The following is an 18,860-nucleotide window of genomic DNA, read 5'->3' on the forward strand; positions in this document are numbered from 1 at the left end:
ACAGAATATGTATCCTGAAAGACAGAGGGGTCCAGGGGGCCGGGGGGCCGGAGAGGGAAGAGGCAAGGGCGGCCTGGGGGCGGAACCGTAAGGGGAGCCGGATCGCTTCGGCCGGGACTAAGAATGGGTAACTCCGAAGAGGACGAAACCTCTGATTAGCAGGACCCGGGGCAAACTCGCCAAAATACGGCTCAAACAGTGCCCCGGGTCCTGCGAGGTTTCGTCCTCTTCTTCGTAACCCATTCTAAGTCCCGGCCTCAAGCGATCTGGCTCCCCTTACGGTTCCGCCCCCAGGCCGCCCTTGCCTCTTCCCTCTCCTGCTTTGGTGATGCCCGGGATGGTTTGGCGATATCCGGATGCTTGGTGATACTTGAGATGCCTCGAGATTATTGAAAACTTGTAGGTTAGACCCACGCAAAGAGGTTAGATCCACGCAAAGACCATGGTACTCAGCTTTATATAGTGTAGGGGAGAGAGGGAAACGGCGGGGGCCGGGTGGATTGGGCCGCATTTCTCGTGGGACCAAATCGCTTGAGGCCGGACCTTAGAACGGGTTACGCAGATGACAGGAGAACCTCGCAGGGCCTGGAACACTGTCCGAGCCGTCTTTTGGCGAGTTTGTTCCAGGCCCTGCCAATAAGAGGTTCTCCTGCCATCGGAGTTATCCGTTCTTAGGTCCGGCCGGAGCGATTTGGTCCCACGAGAAATGCGGCCCAATCCACCCGGCCCCCGCCGTTTCCCTCTCTCCCCGGCCCCCCCATCAATTAAATCTAAAAGAACATTTCACCAAATAGCGGACCTCTCCGCCTGTACAGTCCTCCGTGTTAGCCAGGTCGGATACGACGACCCGGGTTCCTTCGGTGTGATAGTCCACTCTGGCCAGGATCATTTTTTCCTGGTCTGTTAACGGGAACCGGGCCTTTTCCATATGCTGGTCCCGAAAATCGGTCCGCATACCGGAAAATTCCCGGTCTCCGGGAATACCGGTTTTCCATTCGGTATGCTTAAGCTGGCTGTGCTCCGTCATTCCTAATTTCCAGTTAACCGCACGGACCTGATTTAACCTGGAGGAATCATTTCCGAAAGATACCGTTATTTCACCTTCCGAATTTTCTCCGGCCACGATGGGAATTTGTTTTTCTTCCGTGCGGATCAGCCGCCCCTCTTCCCAGGTCTCCAGATAGATGTGTACCGCCTTGCATTTTTCATCTACACTATAATGATAAGCTGCCGTCGCCCCCAGCTGTCCCGGGGCACAGCAATTTTCCAGCTCGCCGGGTGTCAGCTCCGCGCGGACGATCGTGTTTTTCTGAAGATTCCTGGTATATTCCGGCATTTTTCCGGACACTTCCTGGGTCATCAGCGTGCAGACAAAGAGACTGCAGATGAAAGCGATCAGGATTGTGTTTTTGTTATTTTTCATAAATGTACCCTCACACCCGGTTCTTACCTTAAGGTTTCTCGATCTCAAACTCCTGGGTGCCCATGAATCCCGGAGCGACCTCATATTTTGCAAATACTACAACCGGGTTGCCTTTTTCGTTGATGTAGAAGCTGGTGTCCGGTCCGATGGTCTCGAATCCGCCTTCTTCTGCCGTAAAATACGTAACGTCAGGATTCTGTCCGGTGCGTTCCTTCATCTGACGGAGAATACTTTCGTTGGCAGTCTGCACGTAATTATCTCCCAGCACCTCTTCCAAAGTAATATCCTTACCCGTATTCAGATCCATATTGAAATAGTAGTCCTGGTTATAGGCGCTGACCCAGTTTTCACTGGTCATAATCACAAAGGACAGGATATTATCCTTTTGAAGCTTTACATCGTATGTCACAGAGGACTTGATATCATGTTCTTCGAATTCCTCTTCCGTTCCGCCTGTGGCGATGAAGGCTTCCTTATATTCCTGTACCCGCTGTTTGGACTCTTCCACAAACTGATCCACCTTTTCCTGGATCATCTGGTTCACCTTCAGGGTATAGTCCTTTACCTGTCCGCTGTCCGCACTCTCCTGCGCAACTACCTCCGGGATCTCCACCTTCAGCTCCTGGTCCGCGGTCTTTTCTTCATAAGACCGGAAGGTAAGAACCCTGGCCACGGAACCTACCACCGGGATTCTGGATGCGGCCATGGCGAAGCTCTGGTTTGTATTTAACAGAATGGTAAATACGGCCAGACAGGCGGCCATGGCTCCTGCTATTTTCATTATACTGTACCCGGACCGGGCCTTACGTCTACGTTTTGACTTTGCGATCTCCAGATTGATGCGGTCATTTAATTCCGGCGGCGGTGTCTGTGATTCGTAGATTGGCATGGTATTTTCGATATTTCTCATAAGAAATCCCCCTCTATTTGAATTTTAAGTATTTTGAGTGCCTGATATAACCTTGTTTTCACCGTACTAAGATTTGTTTCCGTAATATCTGCGATCTCCTTTAACGTCATGTCTTCGTAAAATCGAAGCAGAATCACAGTCTTGAGCTTTTCCGGAAGCAGCATCACTTCCTGATACAGCTGATAGTCCTCCTCGGAAAAGATACCTTCCGTGGTCGGTATGTCCCATGTGTCTTCTTCGTCTGTGAGCACTTCTTTTTTTCTGTCCCTTAACATCATCTGGCATTCATTTACCAGAATCCGGTAGAACCAGGTCTTCAGAAATTCAGGCTGGCGGATCGTCCTGTATTTCTCCAAAGCCTTGCAGACCGCATTTTGTACGGCATCCATGGCGTCTTCCGGATTTTTCAGATAACTGACCGCGATCCGGTAGAAATCTGTCTGATGTTCCTGGATATATGAGATCAGCTGCTCATAGACCTCTGTTTTCTTGCCCCTCATGTCGATGGCTTCCTCCTTTGCAGCGGACGTTCAGATTCGTATCAGCCGGTATTCCTTGTTAAAGAAGGCGCTTTCTGTCACTGGAAATTCCCAGTCCGTATCGGACTCCTTCTTATTATTTCCGTTATTTTTATTGATCCGTTCACATTCTTCTTTTAGGATTCCCATAAACCAGCTTTCTATCTGATCTTGATTTTTTAATTTTTTAAATTTATCAAAGCTTCTGGAAACCGCCTGGTTCACGGCCTCCTCCACATTCTTCGGATCAAGTAGAAAGTCCGCAGCAGCCTTAAGAAAATCACTTCTATGGATCTGAACGTAGTTTACCAGCGCTTCATACATATGCATTTTTCTTCGTCTCATGTCGGTCTGCCTCCTTATTTTACTTTCTACTAATTAGATGCCAAAAAGAGAGAAAAAGTTTCAACAAAATAAACTTTTTCTCTCTTTTTTTAGAGATGCATATTTATGAATGAATTTAATGATTATTAATAGCCGTTACCAGAGCATTGATTGATGCCTTGATAATATCCGGGTCCACGCCGGCGCCCCAGGAAATATTTCCGTTGGGCCACTGAACGCCCACATAGGCGATTGCCTTGGAACTGGAACTCTTCTCAAGCGCATGCTCCTGATAGGTTACAAGCTCGTAATTTAATCCATACTGTTTCTTTAACGCATTGCTGACCGCGTCCAGACGGCCGTTACCGGATGCCTGAGACTCATGCTCGATCCAGTTGTAGGTAGAGGTAACAAACGCCGTAATTCCGTTTTTCTGGATAAAGTGGCTTTCTTCCACATTGTAGGGCTGTGTGATATCCTCGTATTTCTCTTTGAACAGATCGAAGATCTCCTTGGGCTGCAGTTCTTTGTGGGTATGATCGGAAACGCTTTTGACCATGTAGCTGACTGCCTCTCTCATCTTCGGCGGCAGGTTCAGGCCGTAATTGTTCTCCAGGATGTATCCGACACCGCCCTTGCCGGACTGGCTGTTGATACGGATCACATCGCCGTCGTAGCTGCGCCCCACGTCCTTGGGGTCGATCGGCAGATAAGGAACGGTCCAGTATTCGCGCTCCTTCTCCTCCCGGAACTTCATACCCTTGGCAATCGCGTCCTGATGGGAACCGGAGAATGCCGCAAATACCAGAGCACCGCTGTAAGGATTACGCACATCTACGTGCATATCCGTCAGCTTCTCATAAGCTTCGCAGATCTCAGGCATATTGGAAAAGTCCAGTCCGGGGTCCACGCCCTGGGAAAACATATTTAACGCCAGCGTCACGATATCCACGTTACCGGTGCGCTCGCCGTTTCCGAATAAGGTTCCCTCGATCCGGTCGGCCCCAGCCAGGATTCCCATCTCGGAATCCGCCACGCCGCAGCCTCTGTCGTTATGGGGATGCAGGGAAACGACTACATTTTCCCGGTACTTCATATTCTTACACATATATTCAATCTGGCTGGCGTACACATGAGGCATCGCATGCTCCACCGTCACAGGGAGATTAATGATCGCTTTGTTATCCGCCGTAGGTTTCCACACATCCAATACTGCGTTACAGATATCCAGCGCAAATTCCATCTCCGTTCCCGAAAAACTCTCCGGGCTATATTCAAAAGCGAAGTTTCCGTCCGTCTCATTGGCCAGATCCTGAAGCAGCTTCGCACCGTCAACCGCGATTTTGATGATCTCCTCTTTTGATTTCTTAAATACCTGTTCCCTCTGTGCAACCGATGTGGAATTATATACATGGACCACCGCTCTGGGGCAACCCTCCAGGGCTTCGAAGGTCTTGCGGATAATATGCTCCCGGGCCTGGGTCAGCACCTGAACCGTCACATCCTCCGGGATCAGGTCGCGCTCGATCAGGGTGCGAAGGAACTGGTATTCCGTCTCAGAAGCAGCAGGAAATCCCACTTCGATCTCCTTAAACCCGATTTTCACCAGCAGCTGAAAGAATTCCACCTTCTGCTCCAGACTCATAGGCACGATCAGCGCCTGGTTTCCGTCCCGCAAGTCCACGCTGCACCAGATCGGAGCCTTGTCAATATGATCTTTTTTTGCCCAATCCATACACTCTACCGGCGGCATAAAATACTGCCTCGTATACTTTTCAAAATTCTTCATGCTTTACTCTCCTTTTCTTATATTCCGTTTTCGTTACGCTCACTGATCTTGCGCGCCTGTCACACACAAATGATAAAATCAACTCAGGCTATACTTTCCTGTTTATAATGGAGTGAATAAAAAAAGCCTTCCGTTCCCAACAGGCCAGCTGCCTGTCAGAGACGAAAGACTATGTCTTACGCGGTACCACTCTGTTTGTGAAGAAACTCTTCACCGCTCCATAGAATACGGGTGTTTTCCACCTTATATTCCTCCCTGTATAACGGTCGGGATTCCGTCTGCGTCTACTTTCCCTCTCAGGATTTCGGGCAGCCGCTCCGGGGACAGTTCCCATCATTCCCTCTGTTGTTTCGCACCGGCCAACAACTCTCTGGACTCAGAAATGAAAGTAATACTCCTCATCAACGCATTTCAGTTATGTAACTTGCATTAAGGTTACCACTCTTAAGATGAATTGTCAACTAATTTTTCCTGATTTGGTCATTCGGTCATTTGCCAGGATCAATACCGATTATGTACCACCTCGCAGGCGCAGAGGATATCTTTGATCTCCAGAGCCGTGCCGTCGTCCAGGACTGCTCTTCCAGAGAGATGGCCGAATACCTGGTGCTGGTCCGTTTCGATGACAAGGGCGGATACTTTCGCGGCCCGGTCCAGAATGGGTTTGAACTCCATCTCGAACCGGCTGTCGCTGGAGGTAATCGTCCAGGGCTTTAAGTAACTGCCGTCGGGGATGTGGAATTCTATGTCATCCAGTTTGTGAGCGGTTCCATTATAATAAAAGATATTTTCACTGGCAGCGCTGGTGTCCCCGAATCCGTAACCGATGTTGAAGCCGAAGGGAAGGTTATTAACCAATCCATTTCCTGTTCCCCAGTACCAGAAATTATCATAGGTCCACACGCCTCTGCCCCAGTCCAGAGTGGCAAAATCAGTTTTTGGATTGAAGAGATATTCCTGACCGTCATAGATAGCCTTTCCGGAGGCCGGCATACAGTTTATCTTTTGGTTGTAGTAGAAGGCGGTCTTTTTTTCTTTCCAGGGGGTTGCGATTACCATGGTATCCATGTCCGGCTGCTCCAGCGCAATATCGCAGGCAAAGGGCTTTCCATCCAGAAAGTTCTGAAATTCACACTGAATTCTTCTGCGCCCGGGCTTCACGGTATATTTTAAGTGCAGGCGCTTGTCATGGTACTGAGTCGTGCCCTCTTCTGAGGTGGCGGGAAGCTTGAGCCGCCCCATGGGACAGACGTTGAGAATCGTCTGCGTATGCTCCCAGGGTTTCGTAAAATCCAGAAGGGATACGGATTGGAGCCCGATGTAGCCGTCATCAGAGATGGTGAAGGCAACGGCGTAATCTTTGGCTGTGATCAAATAATAATCCCATTCTTTGATCCTGAATTTGGGCGCTTTGATCCGGGCCCGGTCGTAAATCTGAAGCAATTGACGGGACCAACCGGGTTCCCGCAGGGATCCGTCTTCTTTTAATAGCGGCTGTCTTGTTGTAACCTCGTGATTTCTCATGGACTTCCCTCCTGACTGATCGATCATGTTTGTAGTAGGTTTGCTGTTAATACTATTATAAGTTTTCTTCTGAGGATATGCAATGCGTTGAACAAATTCCGTATTCCAGCCTTCTATATGCGGTTCAGAAAAGAAGGCCAGCGTGTTCTCACAAGCGCGGCTATTTTTTTATCAATTTTTTTTAAAGAGGGGATGCGGAAAACCCTTTATTTTATGGGGGTTGAAAGGCCTTTCCAGATATTGGCCCGGATTTTTGTTATTTTTCAGTTAAATTCTTGTTGCAATTTTGTAAAAAAATGTTACAATATTAGGCATGGAGGCATAGCTCAGCTGGGAGAGCGTTCGCTTGACGTGCGAGAGGTCATGGGTTCGAGCCCCGTTGTCTCCATACTTTTGAGAGGATCTGGGGGCGTGGCTCAGTTGGGAGAGCGACGCGTTCGCAACGCGTAGGTCGAGGGTTCGAATCCCTTCGTCTCCACTCAACAGGCAAACCTGCATAGATGTGTATCAAAGTAGGTTTGCTTTTTTAATTTCATAAGGAAAGCGTTCCTGTGAAATTAAAAAAGCTCCCGCGGGATTGCGGTATAAAATAATACATAATTAAGGTAGGTGTTTCAATATGTTTACATTTTTTTGTCTTTTCTTCCCTTCCGTCCTTTCCCTGGCTGTCTATGACGCGCTGGAGGATTCGGAAGCCGCCAGAAAGTACAGTCTGTACAATATCATCATAAAATACGGGGTTTTCTGTACGATCAATAATATTGTATCTATTATTATCTTTGAACTTCTGTTTCCGGTAGAAGCTACTGCTACTTACGGTCAGTTAAACGATGCATTCCTGTCACAGCGCTATCTGCTGTTGGTTTCCGGGGTTTCTATCTTGACAGCTCTGATCGCTAAGTTTATCCGGAAGTATTTGCAGTTTAAAATTAAAATCTCTGTAGAGGAGCAGGAAAAAAAGAAATGAAAAAATTTCTGAGGTATTTTTTTGTAACCATATTAATCTTCCTTTCCAGGCTAGTCTCCCTGGCCGCCGGCTGGGCCTTGGACACGTTCGGAAATATTTCCGTCGAAGAAATCATTTTCCATTTGAAAATGCCGCTGGAAGGAACAAATCCGGATTATTTTGTAGATTTTGCCCGGACCTGTGTGCTGCCGGCCCTGACCTTTACCTTGCCGATCCTGTTCTTCATCATTGTTTTCTTAACGATCAATGAGAAGGTCTCCTCATTAGACTGCCGGCTCTGCCTTAAGTTCTCCGTCAGGGAAAAGACGAAACGGTTAAAACTCTTTCCCCTGCGCTTTTTAAAACCGGTGGTTATGCTGGGAACTCTGGTATTTTTGGTTTACTCCGTAACAACCAGTGCCAATGCCATCGACCTTACCTCCTATATCAAGGCCCAGGCAACCAGTTCCAAATTTATTGAAGAAAATTATGTCAGGCCGTCCAATGAGCTTTTAACCTATCCGGAACAAAAACGGAATTTGATCTACATATTCCTTGAATCCATGGAGACCACCTTTATGTCCGAAGAGGACGGCGGCGCTTTTGATTACAACTGTATCCCCGAGCTGACACAGCTGGCCCGGGATAACATCAGTTTTTCCGGAAACGATCAGTTCCAGGGCGGTATTCCCACAACCGGAACCACCTGGACCATGGGTGCTATGTTTGCCCAGACCACAGCGCTTCCGCTGAATATACCGATCGGAATGAACAGCATGTCCGAGTATCAGGAATTCTTCCCGGGCGTCACAGGATTGGGTGATCTTCTGGATGAAGCGGGTTACAAAAATTATCTGTGTATTGGTTCCGATGTGGTATTCGGAGGCCGAAAAAATTATTTCCAGCAGCACGGTAATTATGAAATCTGGGATTATTATTCCGCTATCGAAAACAAAAAAATCCCCGAGGACTACTATATGTGGTGGGGATATGAGGATTCCAAACTGTTTGATTATGCGAAACAACAGCTGCTGGAAATCTCTGAAAAGGACGAACCCTTTAATTATACAATGCTGACCGCAGATACTCATTTTGAGGATGGGTATTACTGCCCTCTTTGCGAGGATGAATTTGACAGCCAGTATGCGGACGTTTACGCCTGCTCCAGCAGACAGTTGAATGAGTTCATTCAGTGGATTCAGCAGCAGGATTTTTATGAAAATACCACCGTCATTTTAAGCGGCGATCACTTGACCATGGATATGGATTTTTGTGAGGACGTGCCGGAGTCTTATCCCAGAGGTGTCTACAACGCGATTTTGAATTCTGCGGTGGAACCGGTATCGGAAAAGAACCGGGAATTCACAACGATGGATATGTTCCCCACTACCTTAGCCAGTATGGGAATACAGATCGAGGGAGACCGGCTTGGGCTGGGTGTGAACCTCTTCTCCGATCAGCCCACACTGCTCCAGGAATATGGTCTTGATAAATTAAATGAAGAGTTAAGTTCTAAATCAACCTTTTACAACAGTGAGCTCTTATACAGCAAAGAATAAGAAACTATTATCCATAAAACGGCTAACTGGGAGGGGACTGGCATCTTTCGGAAGTAACGCCAAAACCTTCAAGCAGCTGCGTAGAGAAAGGGGCCTGTCCCCGGATGTCGACTGGAATAGTCCACACCTCCGGGGAAACAGGCTCTTTATTTTTTCGGACAGACCGGCATCCGGGGACAGGTCCCCTCCCAGCTGCCTCTGTTTATGGATTTTTTATCTGATTTTCAAACTTTTTCACCGGCCGGTGCATCTATCTATTAGGCAACATGAAAGGTAACTATCAATTACATCGTATCCCATGCGCTTTCGGAGGTTGAAATGAAAAAACTTAATTTTACCATTCTCTTAACCCTTATCACATTGACACTGGCTGCCTGCGGCAGTCCATCCCCCTCTTCGTCATCAAAAGCCGCTCCAACCGGCACCCCTCCTGTAAAGGAGCAGATCCCGGAATCGAACTCTCCCGCCCCTGACGCGGAGGCATCCGACGCCGGGCCTGCAGACACCGCTTTCGCTGTCACTCCCTCCCCAGATGGTGAATTTTCCAATCCATCGCTGACCGACAGCCAGAGGGAATTTTGTGAAAAAATTATCGCTGCCGTAAAATCCAAAGATCTGCAGGCTCTTTCCGATCTGTGCAACTACCCGCTTTATGTGGATCTTGGAGACGGGGGGCAGGTCATTGAGACCAAAGAGGCCTTTCTGGCCCTGGATGCAGAAAAACTCTTTACCGACGCTATGGTCGCCTCTGTTACCGGATGTGATCTGGATACCGTTACCGTACCCCTGGCCGGAATTACCCTGTGCACAGACTATGATCAGCCCTCGATCACCAGCAGTTACAATGAAGCCGGAGACCTGGGCATCTCCGGGATCAATTTTTAATTCAAGTTATGGTATAAAATTTCCTGTTGTGTTAGAATAGGATGATTATAGTGAAAATAAATTATTCTGAATAACAGGAGGTATTTACATATGTCCGTTTATCCTATCCGCAGACTTCGTCTGCAGCATGCCTTTAATGTAAGAGATCTCGGAGGATACGAAGCCTCGGGCGGTTCCTATACCCGCTGGAATGTCTTGTACCGTGCGGACAGCCTGTCCGGGCTGGATGACAGGGAATGGGATATCTTAAAAACAGCCGGTATCCGCACAGTTATAGACCTTCGAAGCAAGTCCGAGGCGCAGGAACAGCCGGAACAGGTACCGGAACCAATTCAATATTATCACCGCCCGCTTCAGGAAGAACAGATTTCTATGGGTGATATCGAAGCTTCTGCCCTTGCCGCCTTCACACAGAGTCTGGAAGAAGGTTATCGCCTGATGGTGAAAAATAACGGTTCTTTGATCGTTGCTGCGCTGCGTACCCTGATCGAAGGGCTTTCCCAGGGCGCCGTGTTATTCCATTGTACCGCCGGGAAAGACCGTACTGGTACTTTGGCCGCTCTCTTACTGACATGCCTGGGTGTTTCGGAAGAAGACATCACTGCGGACTACCAAATCTCTTATACACTGAACCGCCGTGGAATCAACCGCATGATGGAAAATATGCCCGGTATGGAGCACATGTTTCCCATGCTGAAATCAGATCCTGACACTATGACCGGCTTACTGGAATATATCCGGGAACTGGATCTGAACGATTATCTTCTGCGCAGCGGGCTCACCGCGGATGAACTGGAACAGTTAAAAAAGTACTGCCTGGCAGAGCGTTAGACAGATAGCGGGAATCCTGCATTTGCATAATTCTTGTATTACCAGAATAAATCCTTTATCACATCCATATACAAATCCTTGTCCCAGCGGGTCTCTTCATCAAACTGGCTGTACTCCTTCTCACCGCCGCTGCCGCGATATCCGCGGTAGCCGGCCCGCACGGCCTGGGCGAACCGTTCCAGACAGGTTTCCGCCAGATATTCCGTATCCCCCATACACACATGCTCAAACTGTTCTTTCATAAAGTTCAGCAGCTCATCGTCGGTCAGCTCGTCTTGTGTCTCATTTTTGTACAGGTAGAAGATTTCCTGCAGACGGGTCAGCATGGGCAGATAATTGTCCTGATTCAGATACTGGGAATCGCAGAACACTTCGATGAGTTTTCCCAGGATACTTTCACCCAATTCGATTCTCTGATATTTTCTCAGCGTGTTATTTTTACTCTCTACCAGTTCACCCGCTTCCTCCTTAGTCAGGGAGAGTCCGAACCGGTCTGTTGTCTCATTTTTTTTGACCAGGCTGAGAGCTTCTTTTTTAATCACAGCCGGCGTAGCTGATTCATAAAGATTCCATTCCATATGTATCACCCCTTTTTATCTGCATTTTTTTACACTTTACCACTCATCTGTTCTCAGAGTGACAGTATACCCCTTTCTCATCGGGATTACCATTCTTGATTTTTTAGTGAAATTATGGTATAGTAAATACATAAAAATTCCCGGAAATGTAAAATACGCATTCCGGGAATTTTTTATTCTCAATTATTCTAAATTATTTTCAATGATTCTAAAATATTTTCAATTATTTTAAAATATTTTTTTGACTCCGCTTTTCAACCTCTGTTGTTAATATAGTTGATGAGCCCTTCCGCCTTAATAATCTTCTGCATAAACTCAGGAAAAGCCTGTCCCTGGAACTTAGTGCCCTTGGTCTTATCGTAAATCATACCGGAATCAAAATCCACCTCGACCTCGTCTCCGGCGTCAATCCCCTGCGCAGCCTCCGGGCATTCGATAATCGGCAGGCCGATATTAATGGCATTGCGGTAAAAGATTCTCGCAAAGGTCTCTGCAATCACACAGCTCACTCCGGCCGCCTTGATCGCGATCGGGGCATGTTCTCTGGAGGAACCACAGCCAAAATTCTTGTTGGCCACGATCATATCCCCTTTTTGCACTTTCTTTACAAAATCCTGATCGATATCTTCCATGCAATGGGTCGCCAGTTCGGCCGGATCTGAAGAATTCAGATATCTGGCCGGGATAATTACATCGGTGTCTACATTGTCACCATATTTAAACACGGTACCATTTGCTTTCATTTATCTGTTCCTCCTTACTCTAACTCACTGGGGCCTGAGATTTTGCCGGTTACAGCGCTGGCCGCGGCGATGGCCGGGCTGGCCAGATATACTTCCGAATCCACATGTCCCATACGTCCTACGAAGTTCCGATTCGTCGTGGATATACAGCGCTCACCCGCAGCCAGGATACCCATATAGCCTCCCAGACAGGGGCCGCAGGTAGGCGTGCTGACGACCGCTCCCGCTTTGATAAAGGTCTGTACAAGACCCTCCTCAATGGCCTGCAGATAAATCTTCTGGGTGGCGGGAATGATAATACAGCGTACATTCTTCGCCACCTTCCGGCCCTCCAGGAGCTTTGCGGCAATGCGCAGATCATCCATTCTGCCGTTGGTGCAGGAACCGATCACTGCCTGGTCGATCTTCACTTCGCCCACTTCGTCGATCGTCTTGGTATTCTCCGGAAGATGCGGGAACGCTACCGTAGGTTTTAATGCCGCCAGGTCAATGGTGTAGACCGTCTCATATTCCGCGTCCTCATCCGCTTCATAAATCTGATACGGGCGTTTGGAATGTTCCTTCATATAGGCCTCAGCCGCCTCATCCACCGGGAAAATTCCATTCTTGCCGCCGGCTTCGATCGCCATATTGGCAATGGTAAACCGGTCATCCATGGACAGATAACGGATTCCCTCGCCGGTAAACTCCATAGATTTATAAAGCGCTCCGTCCACGCCGATCATACCGATGATATGTAAAATCACATCTTTTCCGCTGACCCATTCGGAAGGTTTTCCGGTCAGTTCAAATTTGATGGCGGAAGGCACTTTGAACCAGCATTTGCCCGTAGCCATACCTGCGGCCATATCTGTGCTTCCGACACCAGTGGAGAACGCTCCCAGTGCACCGTAAGTACAGGTATGGGAATCCGCTCCGATCACCACGTCACCGGCCACAGTCAGCCCTTTTTCCGGCAGCAGCGCATGCTCGATCCCCATATCACCCACATCGAAATAGTTGGTGATCTCGTGCTTACAGGCAAATTCCCTCACGCACTTGCAGTGCTCCGCCGATTTGATATCCTTGTTCGGAATAAAATGATCCATGACCAGCGCGATTTTATCCTTATCAAATACTCCATCCACAGTCATTTTATCCATTTCATGAATGGCTACCGGAGAAGTGATATCATTTCCCAGCACCAGGTCCAGATCTGCTTCTATCAGCTGTCCCGCCTTCACTTCGGGAAGTCCCGCATGAGCGGCCAGTATTTTCTGTGTCATTGTCATACCCATGGTATCTGCCTCCATTCGCTTTTTTTAAAGCTTTGTTAATGCTTTTCTGATTGTTATTCTAGCATAGAATCTGTTATAATAGAAATACATATTATGCATATTTATTATAACTTTAAGTTATATAGAAAGGAATTCTCATGGATCAGTCTCTCTCCAGCTATAAAACCTTCTATACGGTGGCCTCCACCGGTAATATCTCCAAAGCGGCCAAGGAACTCTATATCAGCCAGCCGGCCATCAGCAAGTCCATCCGCAGGCTGGAAGATTCCCTGGGCGTTGCCCTGTTCAACCGAAGCTCCAGGGGAGTCACGCTCACGGAGGAAGGCCAGCTGCTGTACCAGCATGTCCGTACCGCCTTCGACACCCTTTCCGATGCGGAGGACCAGTTAAAACTGGCCGGCACTCTGGGAATCGGCCAGCTGCGCATCGGTGTCAGCACCACTTTGTGCAAATACGTGCTGCTCCCCTATTTGCAGCAGTTTATCCTGCTGTATCCCCATATTAAGATCTCGATCACCTGCCAGTCCACCAACCAAACACTTCGGCTGCTGGAGGAAAACCGCATCGACGTCGGTCTCATCGGCAAACCGGATAATATCAAACCGCTGCACTTCTATCCCATCGGAGAAATCGAAGATATCTTCGTGGCGACGTCCTCTTATATGGACAATCTGAAGCTGCGAAGCGGCAGTTCCGGTCCGAACATACTGGAAACCGCCACCTTCATGCTGCTGGATAAGGAAAATATGACCCGGCAGTACATCGACGATTACCTGCTGGAAAACAAAATCCAGGTCCATAACCTGCTGGAGGTTACTACCCTGGATCTGCTTATCGAATTCGCAAAAATCGGTCTGGGTATCGCCTGTGTCATCAAAGAATTCGTCCATCCGGAGCTGGAAGCGGAAAAGCTCATCCAGATCCCCCTGGGAATTCCCATACACAAACGTGAAATTGGATTCGCTTATCTGAAAAACCGTCATCGCTCCCAGTCAATGGAACATTTCATCCATTATTACCAGAGTCCGGACTCCTCCTGCTTTTCCATTTCCGAATAGGGAACCGCTCTCCCGCACCTCCCGGATGTTTGCCGCGATACAGGAAAAACAGACTGGCCAGCATAATAAGGATCTGAGAAACAGGCACCGATACCCAGGTGCCGCCAATCCCCATCCACTCCGGCAGAATCAGCAGCAGAAGCAAAAGGAAAACCGGCTCGCCATAGATCAGCAGGTATGCCATTTTGTCTTTTCCAGTGGCATAGAACGCGGATACCGTTATTCTGGAAAAGCTGACAAAGAGATAACCCAATAAAAAAACCGGCAGGATGGCCCCGACACTTGACACAGTTTGTGGGGATGCTCCGAACAGAACAGCCGCGTGGTTTCTGACCAGATAAAGCAACACCATGCAGCACAGGGCTGTAACCGCCGCGAACTGATAGGCGATCCTCCTTACCCTGTCTGTCTTACCCTCATCCCCTTCCCCATAATACAGGCTCATCAAGGGCTGGCATCCATCGCTGATTCCCTGCAAAAGCAGCAAAACCACGCAGGAAATATAGCTGACCGCCGCATAACTGGTGACTGCGGACTCTCCTCCGTATAACACGGCGCTTTTATTGACCAGAATCAGTGTAATATTCGGAACAAACGTCAGGCCAAACGGAGACGGCGCGATCAGCAATACCTTCTTAGCCAGGCTCCCAAAGCTTCTTCCCAGTCTGCTGCGCAGGCTGTTCCTTCTCACCAGCAGAAAGCCCAGGCACACCGCGAAGGTTACCGCCTGGCCTATTACCGTGGCTGCCGCCGCGCCGGCCATTCCGTAAGGATAACGCCATACCAGCAGGTAATCCAGCAGAATATTCGTAAGAAAGCCCGATATCATAGCCACCATAGCCAGGACCGATCCTCCCATATTTCTCAGAAATGGTACCAGTCCCGTGCTGAGCACCTGGAAAAATGTGCCATATATAATAAAGCGGATATACTCAAGGGCCAGCGGATAAATCTCCCCTCCCGCTCCGAACGCATGCAGAACCGCCGGAGCCGATATGGCCAGCCCTCCCATAAGCACCAGGCTGACCCCCACAAGCAGCATCCATGTCACTTTAAAATACCGGTTCTTCTCCTCTGTTTTTTTCGCTCCCTCGCAGATCGAATACAAAATAGCGCCGCCCATACCGATCCCGCTTCCGATCGCCTGGATCAGGGCTGTCAGCGGATAAGCCATATTAATCGCAGCCAATCCAAAGTCCCCTATCTTATTTCCAACAAAGAAGCCATCTACAATCGCGTAGACCCCCGACAGCGCAAACGCCAGCATGGAAGGGATCACACATCGAAAAAAGTTCTTACGTATTTCCATCGTTTTCCCCTTCCTCCCGGAACAACTGGTTAAACAGGGCTGTATTTTGCAGAAGGGCCTCACTTCGTGCCATGCCCATCCGCCGCATCACTTCCTTTTCCTGCCGCTGCAGCCTGCAAATGATATCATCTGCAAACTTCTTCCCTGAATCTGTCAGCAATACCGCTTTATTTCTTCTATCCTTTTCCATAACTTCAAACCCGACCATACCCTGCTTCAACATATTCTGCAAAATCGAATTTACCGTCTGTTTTGGCAGTATCCACTGATCGCAGATCTCTTTTTGCGTACACCCCTCCTCGTTCTCTCCCAAAGAAAACAAAATCAAAAGCTCATAATAAGAGATCCCCTGTCTCTTCGCCCACTCTTCATAAATCGCATTCGTCTCTCTCCAAAGCGTATAAAATCTCTTCAACTGCTCCGTCAATTCCTTATCCATCTTCTCCTCCCACTCCTTCCCCAAATTTCCATTAGTCCGTTTTCGGACTATCCTAATATACCAAAGAATCATCAGGCTGTCAATCTCTTCTTTACCTTATTAGCTGGGTTTTGCTGCAAATGGGCCGGGGCGTACCGGTGGGGCAGTTTCGGGGGCGGGACCAAAGGGGACGGGGCTCTAATCGCTTCGGCCAGACCTAAGAACGGGTAACTCCGAAGAGGACGAAACCTCTTATTAGCAGGAGCCGGGGCAAACTCGCCAAAAAGCGGCTCAAACAGTGCCCCGGCTCCTGCGAGGTTTCGTCCTCTTCTGCGTAACCCGTTCTAAGGTCTGGCCTCAAGCGATTTGAGCCCCGTCCCCTTTGGTCCCGCCCCCGAAACTGCCCCACCGGTACGCCCCTGCTTTAATACAACTTGAGTTACAGCAGCAGAGCGGAAAATATCGTAATTTATATCTGAATAAGTAATAAGCAATCAGTATTTCTCCCCATCTTCTGCGTTTTGATTTCGCAGTGTGATCCCCGCGGAGCGTTTCAATTTTATAGGAACACTTTCGTGTGAAAGAAAGCAGATCGTACTTATGTTTTAAATCTACCCCCTTCACACAGGCCGGCCATATCAGGTTATACTTCGATACATCCGAAAACAGAACCTTACTCCCTCCAGTCAGGATTAGATTCTGTCTCACAGGTTATTCAAAAGCCCCGTTAGCTATTAATATTTTTATAAGATAACCCCTAATTAGAATTACTCCCATGTAATCACGATCAGCATAGGAGTCAACCAATACTAACTAAGCCAGAACTAAAGCAGGGCCGGGCTGGGGCAAGGGCGGTATCCTGGGGGGTTCCCGGCTCCGGGGTCCCTTTGGCTTCTCCTTGGGAGCGCATAGGGCGGCTGAGTATCCGCTTAGTGAAATCGAAAAGCCAGGTTCAGGATGCACGGCGGACTTCACGTCCGACGGGCAAGAGCCTCTGAACCGGGAACACATCATGTGTTCCTGGTGAATAGGCTCGATTCCTGAACCTGGCTTTTCGATTTCACTTAGCGGATACCAGCGCAAGCCCTAAGCGCTCCCAAGGAGAAGCCAAAGGGGCCCCGGATCCGGGAACCCCTCAGGATACCGCCCTTGCCCCAGCCCGGCCCGCCCCTTTAGCACCAACCTACTTAACAATCCCCTCCTCAAGCATCGGCTGCAGCACTTCCGTCGGTATCTCGAAGTAGCACATTCCCATGTAGCCAGGAGCAACTTCATACTCGTCAAATACGATCACAAGCTTATTCTGGTCATTGATATAGAAGTTCTGGTCCGCTTTGATCTCTGTAAACTGGTCATCTGCCGGCGCTTCCGGGTCATCCAGGAAATACACCTTGCCGTCGTCAGGGTTCTTCATCTGCTCACGCATCTGCTCTTTAATATTTTCACTGATAACCTTCACATAATCCGAACCATCCTTGAACAGCCCCGGAAGGGTCACCTGTTCACCGGTTGTTTTATCCAGCGTGTAATAGCGCTCAGTCTGCGCTCCGCTGGCCATGGTTTCCACTGCCCAGAGTTTAATAATATACAGTTTGTCATCGTCCCGGATTACCTCGGAGTCGATATCCAATCCTTTGTGGATCTCGCCATCGGACTCGATATCCGCTTTGTACTCTTCGATCAGTTTGTTCGTATAGGCATCGATGTCCAGATTGATCTTCTTCGCACTCTCCTCCAGTTTCTCTTTTGCCGGGCTCTGTGTCTCCTCCGGATTCACTACAACATTGGGCACCTTTACATTTGCCTCGTGATTCTCGCTTTGTTCCTGATAGGTACGGAAGGTGACTGCCCTGACGATACTTCCCAGCACCGGAACCTCCGACATGGCCATGGCCACATTCTGATTGGTATTTACCAGGATGGTCAATACCAGCATAGCGGCTACCGCAGTCATCCCTGCGCCTTTTACAAAACGAATTACTTTTGAACGTCCTTTTTCTTTCTCTGCCCTGTTGATGGACTCTTCTATTCTATTTTTCAATTCTAATGGCACCTCACATTTCTCATAGTCATTTTTCATCTCATTTAACCGTTCCTGTCCCTCTAAATTGATATCTTCGAATTTCATGTTTATCCCTCCTTTTCTATCCTGCAAGCTCAATCTTTAATTTTTTCAATGCCCGGTATAGCCTCGTTTTCACCGTGTTTACATTTTCATTGATTATCTGGGCGATGTCTTCCAGCTTCCGGTCCTCAAAATACCTCAGGATAATAATGGTTCTGTCTTTCTGATCCAGTTTTTCCAGACTGTCCCAGACATCAAAATCCATATAGCGGTCCTCGTGTGCGGAATCCACATCCTCGATCCCTACGGTTTCCTTCCGGTTCTTGCGGATAAAATCCAGCGCCGTATTGACTACCACCCGATATACCCAGGTTGACGCATATTCTGCTTGCTTGACGGAGGAACTGTTCTTCATTGCCCGGTAGGCGCTCTCCTGGACTATGTCCATGGCATCCTCCTGGTTTCTTACATAACTGTAGGCTAAGCGATAGTAACTCTCATAGTTATTCAACAGAAGAGTCTTGATCTCTTCATCGATCGATTTCTTTCGCAACCTTCACACCTCTTTCCTGTGTCTCTATTTTTTAATTTTAATCTCTTACTTTTGTTTACATCTTTTAGACGTACCGGATTTATAAAAAGTTTCAGGATTTTCATTTTTTTATTTTATTTATACTTTACAGCTTCCGGTCAAATATCAAGT

The 18,860-nt window shown here is 48.4% G+C and carries 18 protein-coding genes, 2 tRNA genes and 1 other annotated feature; of the genes, 7 read left to right on the forward strand and 13 right to left on the reverse strand.

The window, feature by feature from the left end; all coding sequences use genetic code 11:
* Positions 1-760 precede the first annotated feature (760 nt).
* From ABC831_RS16115 to ABC831_RS16140, 6 genes are all read right to left on the reverse strand, one after another.
* Positions 761-1,423 (reverse strand): hypothetical protein, encoded by a 663-nt coding sequence (locus ABC831_RS16115; RefSeq protein ID WP_343249121.1) that lies wholly within the window; start codon positions 1,421-1,423, stop codon positions 761-763.
* A gap of 28 nt (positions 1,424-1,451) precedes the next feature.
* Positions 1,452-2,333: an RsiV family protein gene (locus ABC831_RS16120; RefSeq protein WP_343249122.1), complete on the reverse strand. Its 882-nt coding sequence runs from the start codon at positions 2,331-2,333 to the stop codon at positions 1,452-1,454.
* Positions 2,330-2,833, reverse strand: coding sequence for an RNA polymerase sigma factor (locus ABC831_RS16125; RefSeq protein ID WP_343249123.1), 504 nt, complete (start codon positions 2,831-2,833; stop codon positions 2,330-2,332). The genes ABC831_RS16120 and ABC831_RS16125 overlap by 4 nt, the downstream gene beginning before the upstream one ends.
* Positions 2,834-2,863: 30 nt before the next feature.
* A complete protein-coding gene (locus ABC831_RS16130) occupies positions 2,864-3,196 on the reverse strand; it encodes a hypothetical protein (RefSeq protein ID WP_343249124.1) in 333 nt (110 codons plus the stop codon).
* A gap of 115 nt (positions 3,197-3,311) precedes the next feature.
* On the reverse strand, positions 3,312-4,964 hold the full coding sequence (locus ABC831_RS16135) for a 2-isopropylmalate synthase (protein ID WP_343249125.1): 1,653 nt from the start codon (positions 4,962-4,964) through the stop codon (positions 3,312-3,314).
* 154 nt (positions 4,965-5,118) lie between these two features.
* Positions 5,119-5,378 (reverse strand) — a binding site (T-box leader).
* 87 nt (positions 5,379-5,465) lie between these two features.
* The gene (locus tag ABC831_RS16140; protein ID WP_343249126.1) at positions 5,466-6,488 is read right to left on the reverse strand and encodes a DUF2804 domain-containing protein; all 1,023 of its coding nucleotides are present in this window, start codon (positions 6,486-6,488) and stop codon (positions 5,466-5,468) included.
* 315 nt (positions 6,489-6,803) lie between these two features.
* Here ABC831_RS16140 and ABC831_RS16145 point away from each other — a divergent pair.
* The 6 genes from ABC831_RS16145 to ABC831_RS16170 all read left to right on the forward strand — a co-directional run bounded on the left by ABC831_RS16145 (position 6,804) and on the right by ABC831_RS16170 (position 10,709).
* A tRNA-Val gene (locus ABC831_RS16145) sits at positions 6,804-6,876 on the forward strand.
* A gap of 17 nt (positions 6,877-6,893) precedes the next feature.
* A tRNA-Ala gene (locus ABC831_RS16150) sits at positions 6,894-6,966 on the forward strand.
* 141 nt (positions 6,967-7,107) lie between these two features.
* Complete coding sequence (locus ABC831_RS16155; protein ID WP_343249127.1) at positions 7,108-7,455, forward strand: hypothetical protein; 348 nt, start codon at positions 7,108-7,110, stop codon at positions 7,453-7,455.
* On the forward strand, positions 7,452-8,993 hold the full coding sequence (locus ABC831_RS16160) for an LTA synthase family protein (RefSeq protein ID WP_343249128.1): 1,542 nt from the start codon (positions 7,452-7,454) through the stop codon (positions 8,991-8,993). The genes ABC831_RS16155 and ABC831_RS16160 overlap by 4 nt, the downstream gene beginning before the upstream one ends.
* Before the next feature lie 318 nt (positions 8,994-9,311).
* On the forward strand, positions 9,312-9,878 hold the full coding sequence (locus ABC831_RS16165) for a hypothetical protein (RefSeq protein ID WP_343249129.1): 567 nt from the start codon (positions 9,312-9,314) through the stop codon (positions 9,876-9,878).
* A 90-nt stretch (positions 9,879-9,968) separates the two neighbouring features.
* Entirely contained in the window at positions 9,969-10,709 is a 741-nt protein-coding gene (locus ABC831_RS16170) for a tyrosine-protein phosphatase (RefSeq protein WP_343249130.1), read from the forward strand.
* Positions 10,710-10,747: 38 nt separating this feature from the next.
* On the opposite strand, the gene ABC831_RS16175 is transcribed toward ABC831_RS16170, so the two are convergent.
* The 3 genes from ABC831_RS16175 to leuC form a co-directional block, all read right to left on the reverse strand.
* Complete coding sequence (locus tag ABC831_RS16175) at positions 10,748-11,287, reverse strand: DUF6323 family protein (RefSeq protein WP_343249131.1); 540 nt, start codon at positions 11,285-11,287, stop codon at positions 10,748-10,750.
* Between the two features lie 254 nt (positions 11,288-11,541).
* Positions 11,542-12,030 carry a 3-isopropylmalate dehydratase small subunit gene (leuD, locus tag ABC831_RS16180; protein WP_343249132.1) on the reverse strand — a complete coding sequence of 163 codons (489 nt, stop codon included), beginning with the start codon at positions 12,028-12,030 and terminating at the stop codon, positions 11,542-11,544.
* Positions 12,031-12,044: 14 nt separating this feature from the next.
* A complete protein-coding gene (gene leuC, locus ABC831_RS16185; protein ID WP_343249133.1) occupies positions 12,045-13,307 on the reverse strand; it encodes a 3-isopropylmalate dehydratase large subunit in 1,263 nt (420 codons plus the stop codon).
* A 137-nt stretch (positions 13,308-13,444) separates the two neighbouring features.
* On the opposite strand from leuC, the gene ABC831_RS16190 reads away from it, so the two are divergent.
* Entirely contained in the window at positions 13,445-14,365 is a 921-nt protein-coding gene (locus ABC831_RS16190) for a LysR family transcriptional regulator (RefSeq protein WP_343249134.1), read from the forward strand.
* On the opposite strand, the gene ABC831_RS16195 is transcribed toward ABC831_RS16190, so the two are convergent.
* The 4 genes from ABC831_RS16195 to ABC831_RS16210 all read right to left on the reverse strand — a co-directional run bounded on the left by ABC831_RS16195 (position 14,313) and on the right by ABC831_RS16210 (position 18,710).
* A complete protein-coding gene (locus tag ABC831_RS16195; RefSeq protein ID WP_343249135.1) occupies positions 14,313-15,674 on the reverse strand; it encodes an MATE family efflux transporter in 1,362 nt (453 codons plus the stop codon). The genes ABC831_RS16190 and ABC831_RS16195 overlap by 53 nt on opposite strands.
* Entirely contained in the window at positions 15,661-16,113 is a 453-nt protein-coding gene (locus ABC831_RS16200; RefSeq protein ID WP_343249136.1) for a MarR family winged helix-turn-helix transcriptional regulator, read from the reverse strand. The genes ABC831_RS16195 and ABC831_RS16200 overlap by 14 nt, the downstream gene beginning before the upstream one ends.
* 1,162 nt (positions 16,114-17,275) lie before the next feature.
* Entirely contained in the window at positions 17,276-18,220 is a 945-nt protein-coding gene (gene rsiV / locus ABC831_RS16205) for an anti-sigma-V factor RsiV (protein WP_343249137.1), read from the reverse strand.
* 16 nt (positions 18,221-18,236) lie between these two features.
* Positions 18,237-18,710 carry a sigma-70 family RNA polymerase sigma factor gene (locus tag ABC831_RS16210; RefSeq protein ID WP_343249138.1) on the reverse strand — a complete coding sequence of 158 codons (474 nt, stop codon included), beginning with the start codon at positions 18,708-18,710 and terminating at the stop codon, positions 18,237-18,239.
* Between the last annotated feature and the right edge of the window lie 150 nt (positions 18,711-18,860).

The sequence above is a fragment of the Diplocloster hominis genome, from assembly GCF_032380655.1.
Classification (GTDB): domain Bacteria; phylum Bacillota; class Clostridia; order Lachnospirales; family Lachnospiraceae; genus Diplocloster; species Diplocloster hominis.

Coding starts and splice junctions, on each gene's coding strand:
- ABC831_RS16115 (WP_343249121.1), bottom strand. CDS start 1,423: ATGAAAAATAACAAAAACACAATCCTGATCGCTTTCATCTGCAGTCTC.
- ABC831_RS16120 (WP_343249122.1), bottom strand. CDS start 2,333: ATGAGAAATATCGAAAATACCATGCCAATCTACGAATCACAGACACCG.
- ABC831_RS16125 (WP_343249123.1), bottom strand. CDS start 2,833: ATGAGGGGCAAGAAAACAGAGGTCTATGAGCAGCTGATCTCATATATC.
- ABC831_RS16130 (WP_343249124.1), bottom strand. CDS start 3,196: ATGAGACGAAGAAAAATGCATATGTATGAAGCGCTGGTAAACTACGTT.
- ABC831_RS16135 (WP_343249125.1), bottom strand. CDS start 4,964: ATGAAGAATTTTGAAAAGTATACGAGGCAGTATTTTATGCCGCCGGTA.
- ABC831_RS16140 (WP_343249126.1), bottom strand. CDS start 6,488: ATGAGAAATCACGAGGTTACAACAAGACAGCCGCTATTAAAAGAAGAC.
- ABC831_RS16155 (WP_343249127.1), top strand. CDS start 7,108: ATGTTTACATTTTTTTGTCTTTTCTTCCCTTCCGTCCTTTCCCTGGCT.
- ABC831_RS16160 (WP_343249128.1), top strand. CDS start 7,452: ATGAAAAAATTTCTGAGGTATTTTTTTGTAACCATATTAATCTTCCTT.
- ABC831_RS16165 (WP_343249129.1), top strand. CDS start 9,312: ATGAAAAAACTTAATTTTACCATTCTCTTAACCCTTATCACATTGACA.
- ABC831_RS16170 (WP_343249130.1), top strand. CDS start 9,969: ATGTCCGTTTATCCTATCCGCAGACTTCGTCTGCAGCATGCCTTTAAT.
- ABC831_RS16175 (WP_343249131.1), bottom strand. CDS start 11,287: ATGGAATGGAATCTTTATGAATCAGCTACGCCGGCTGTGATTAAAAAA.
- leuD (WP_343249132.1), bottom strand. CDS start 12,030: ATGAAAGCAAATGGTACCGTGTTTAAATATGGTGACAATGTAGACACC.
- leuC (WP_343249133.1), bottom strand. CDS start 13,307: ATGGGTATGACAATGACACAGAAAATACTGGCCGCTCATGCGGGACTT.
- ABC831_RS16190 (WP_343249134.1), top strand. CDS start 13,445: ATGGATCAGTCTCTCTCCAGCTATAAAACCTTCTATACGGTGGCCTCC.
- ABC831_RS16195 (WP_343249135.1), bottom strand. CDS start 15,674: ATGGAAATACGTAAGAACTTTTTTCGATGTGTGATCCCTTCCATGCTG.
- ABC831_RS16200 (WP_343249136.1), bottom strand. CDS start 16,113: ATGGATAAGGAATTGACGGAGCAGTTGAAGAGATTTTATACGCTTTGG.
- rsiV (WP_343249137.1), bottom strand. CDS start 18,220: ATGAAATTCGAAGATATCAATTTAGAGGGACAGGAACGGTTAAATGAG.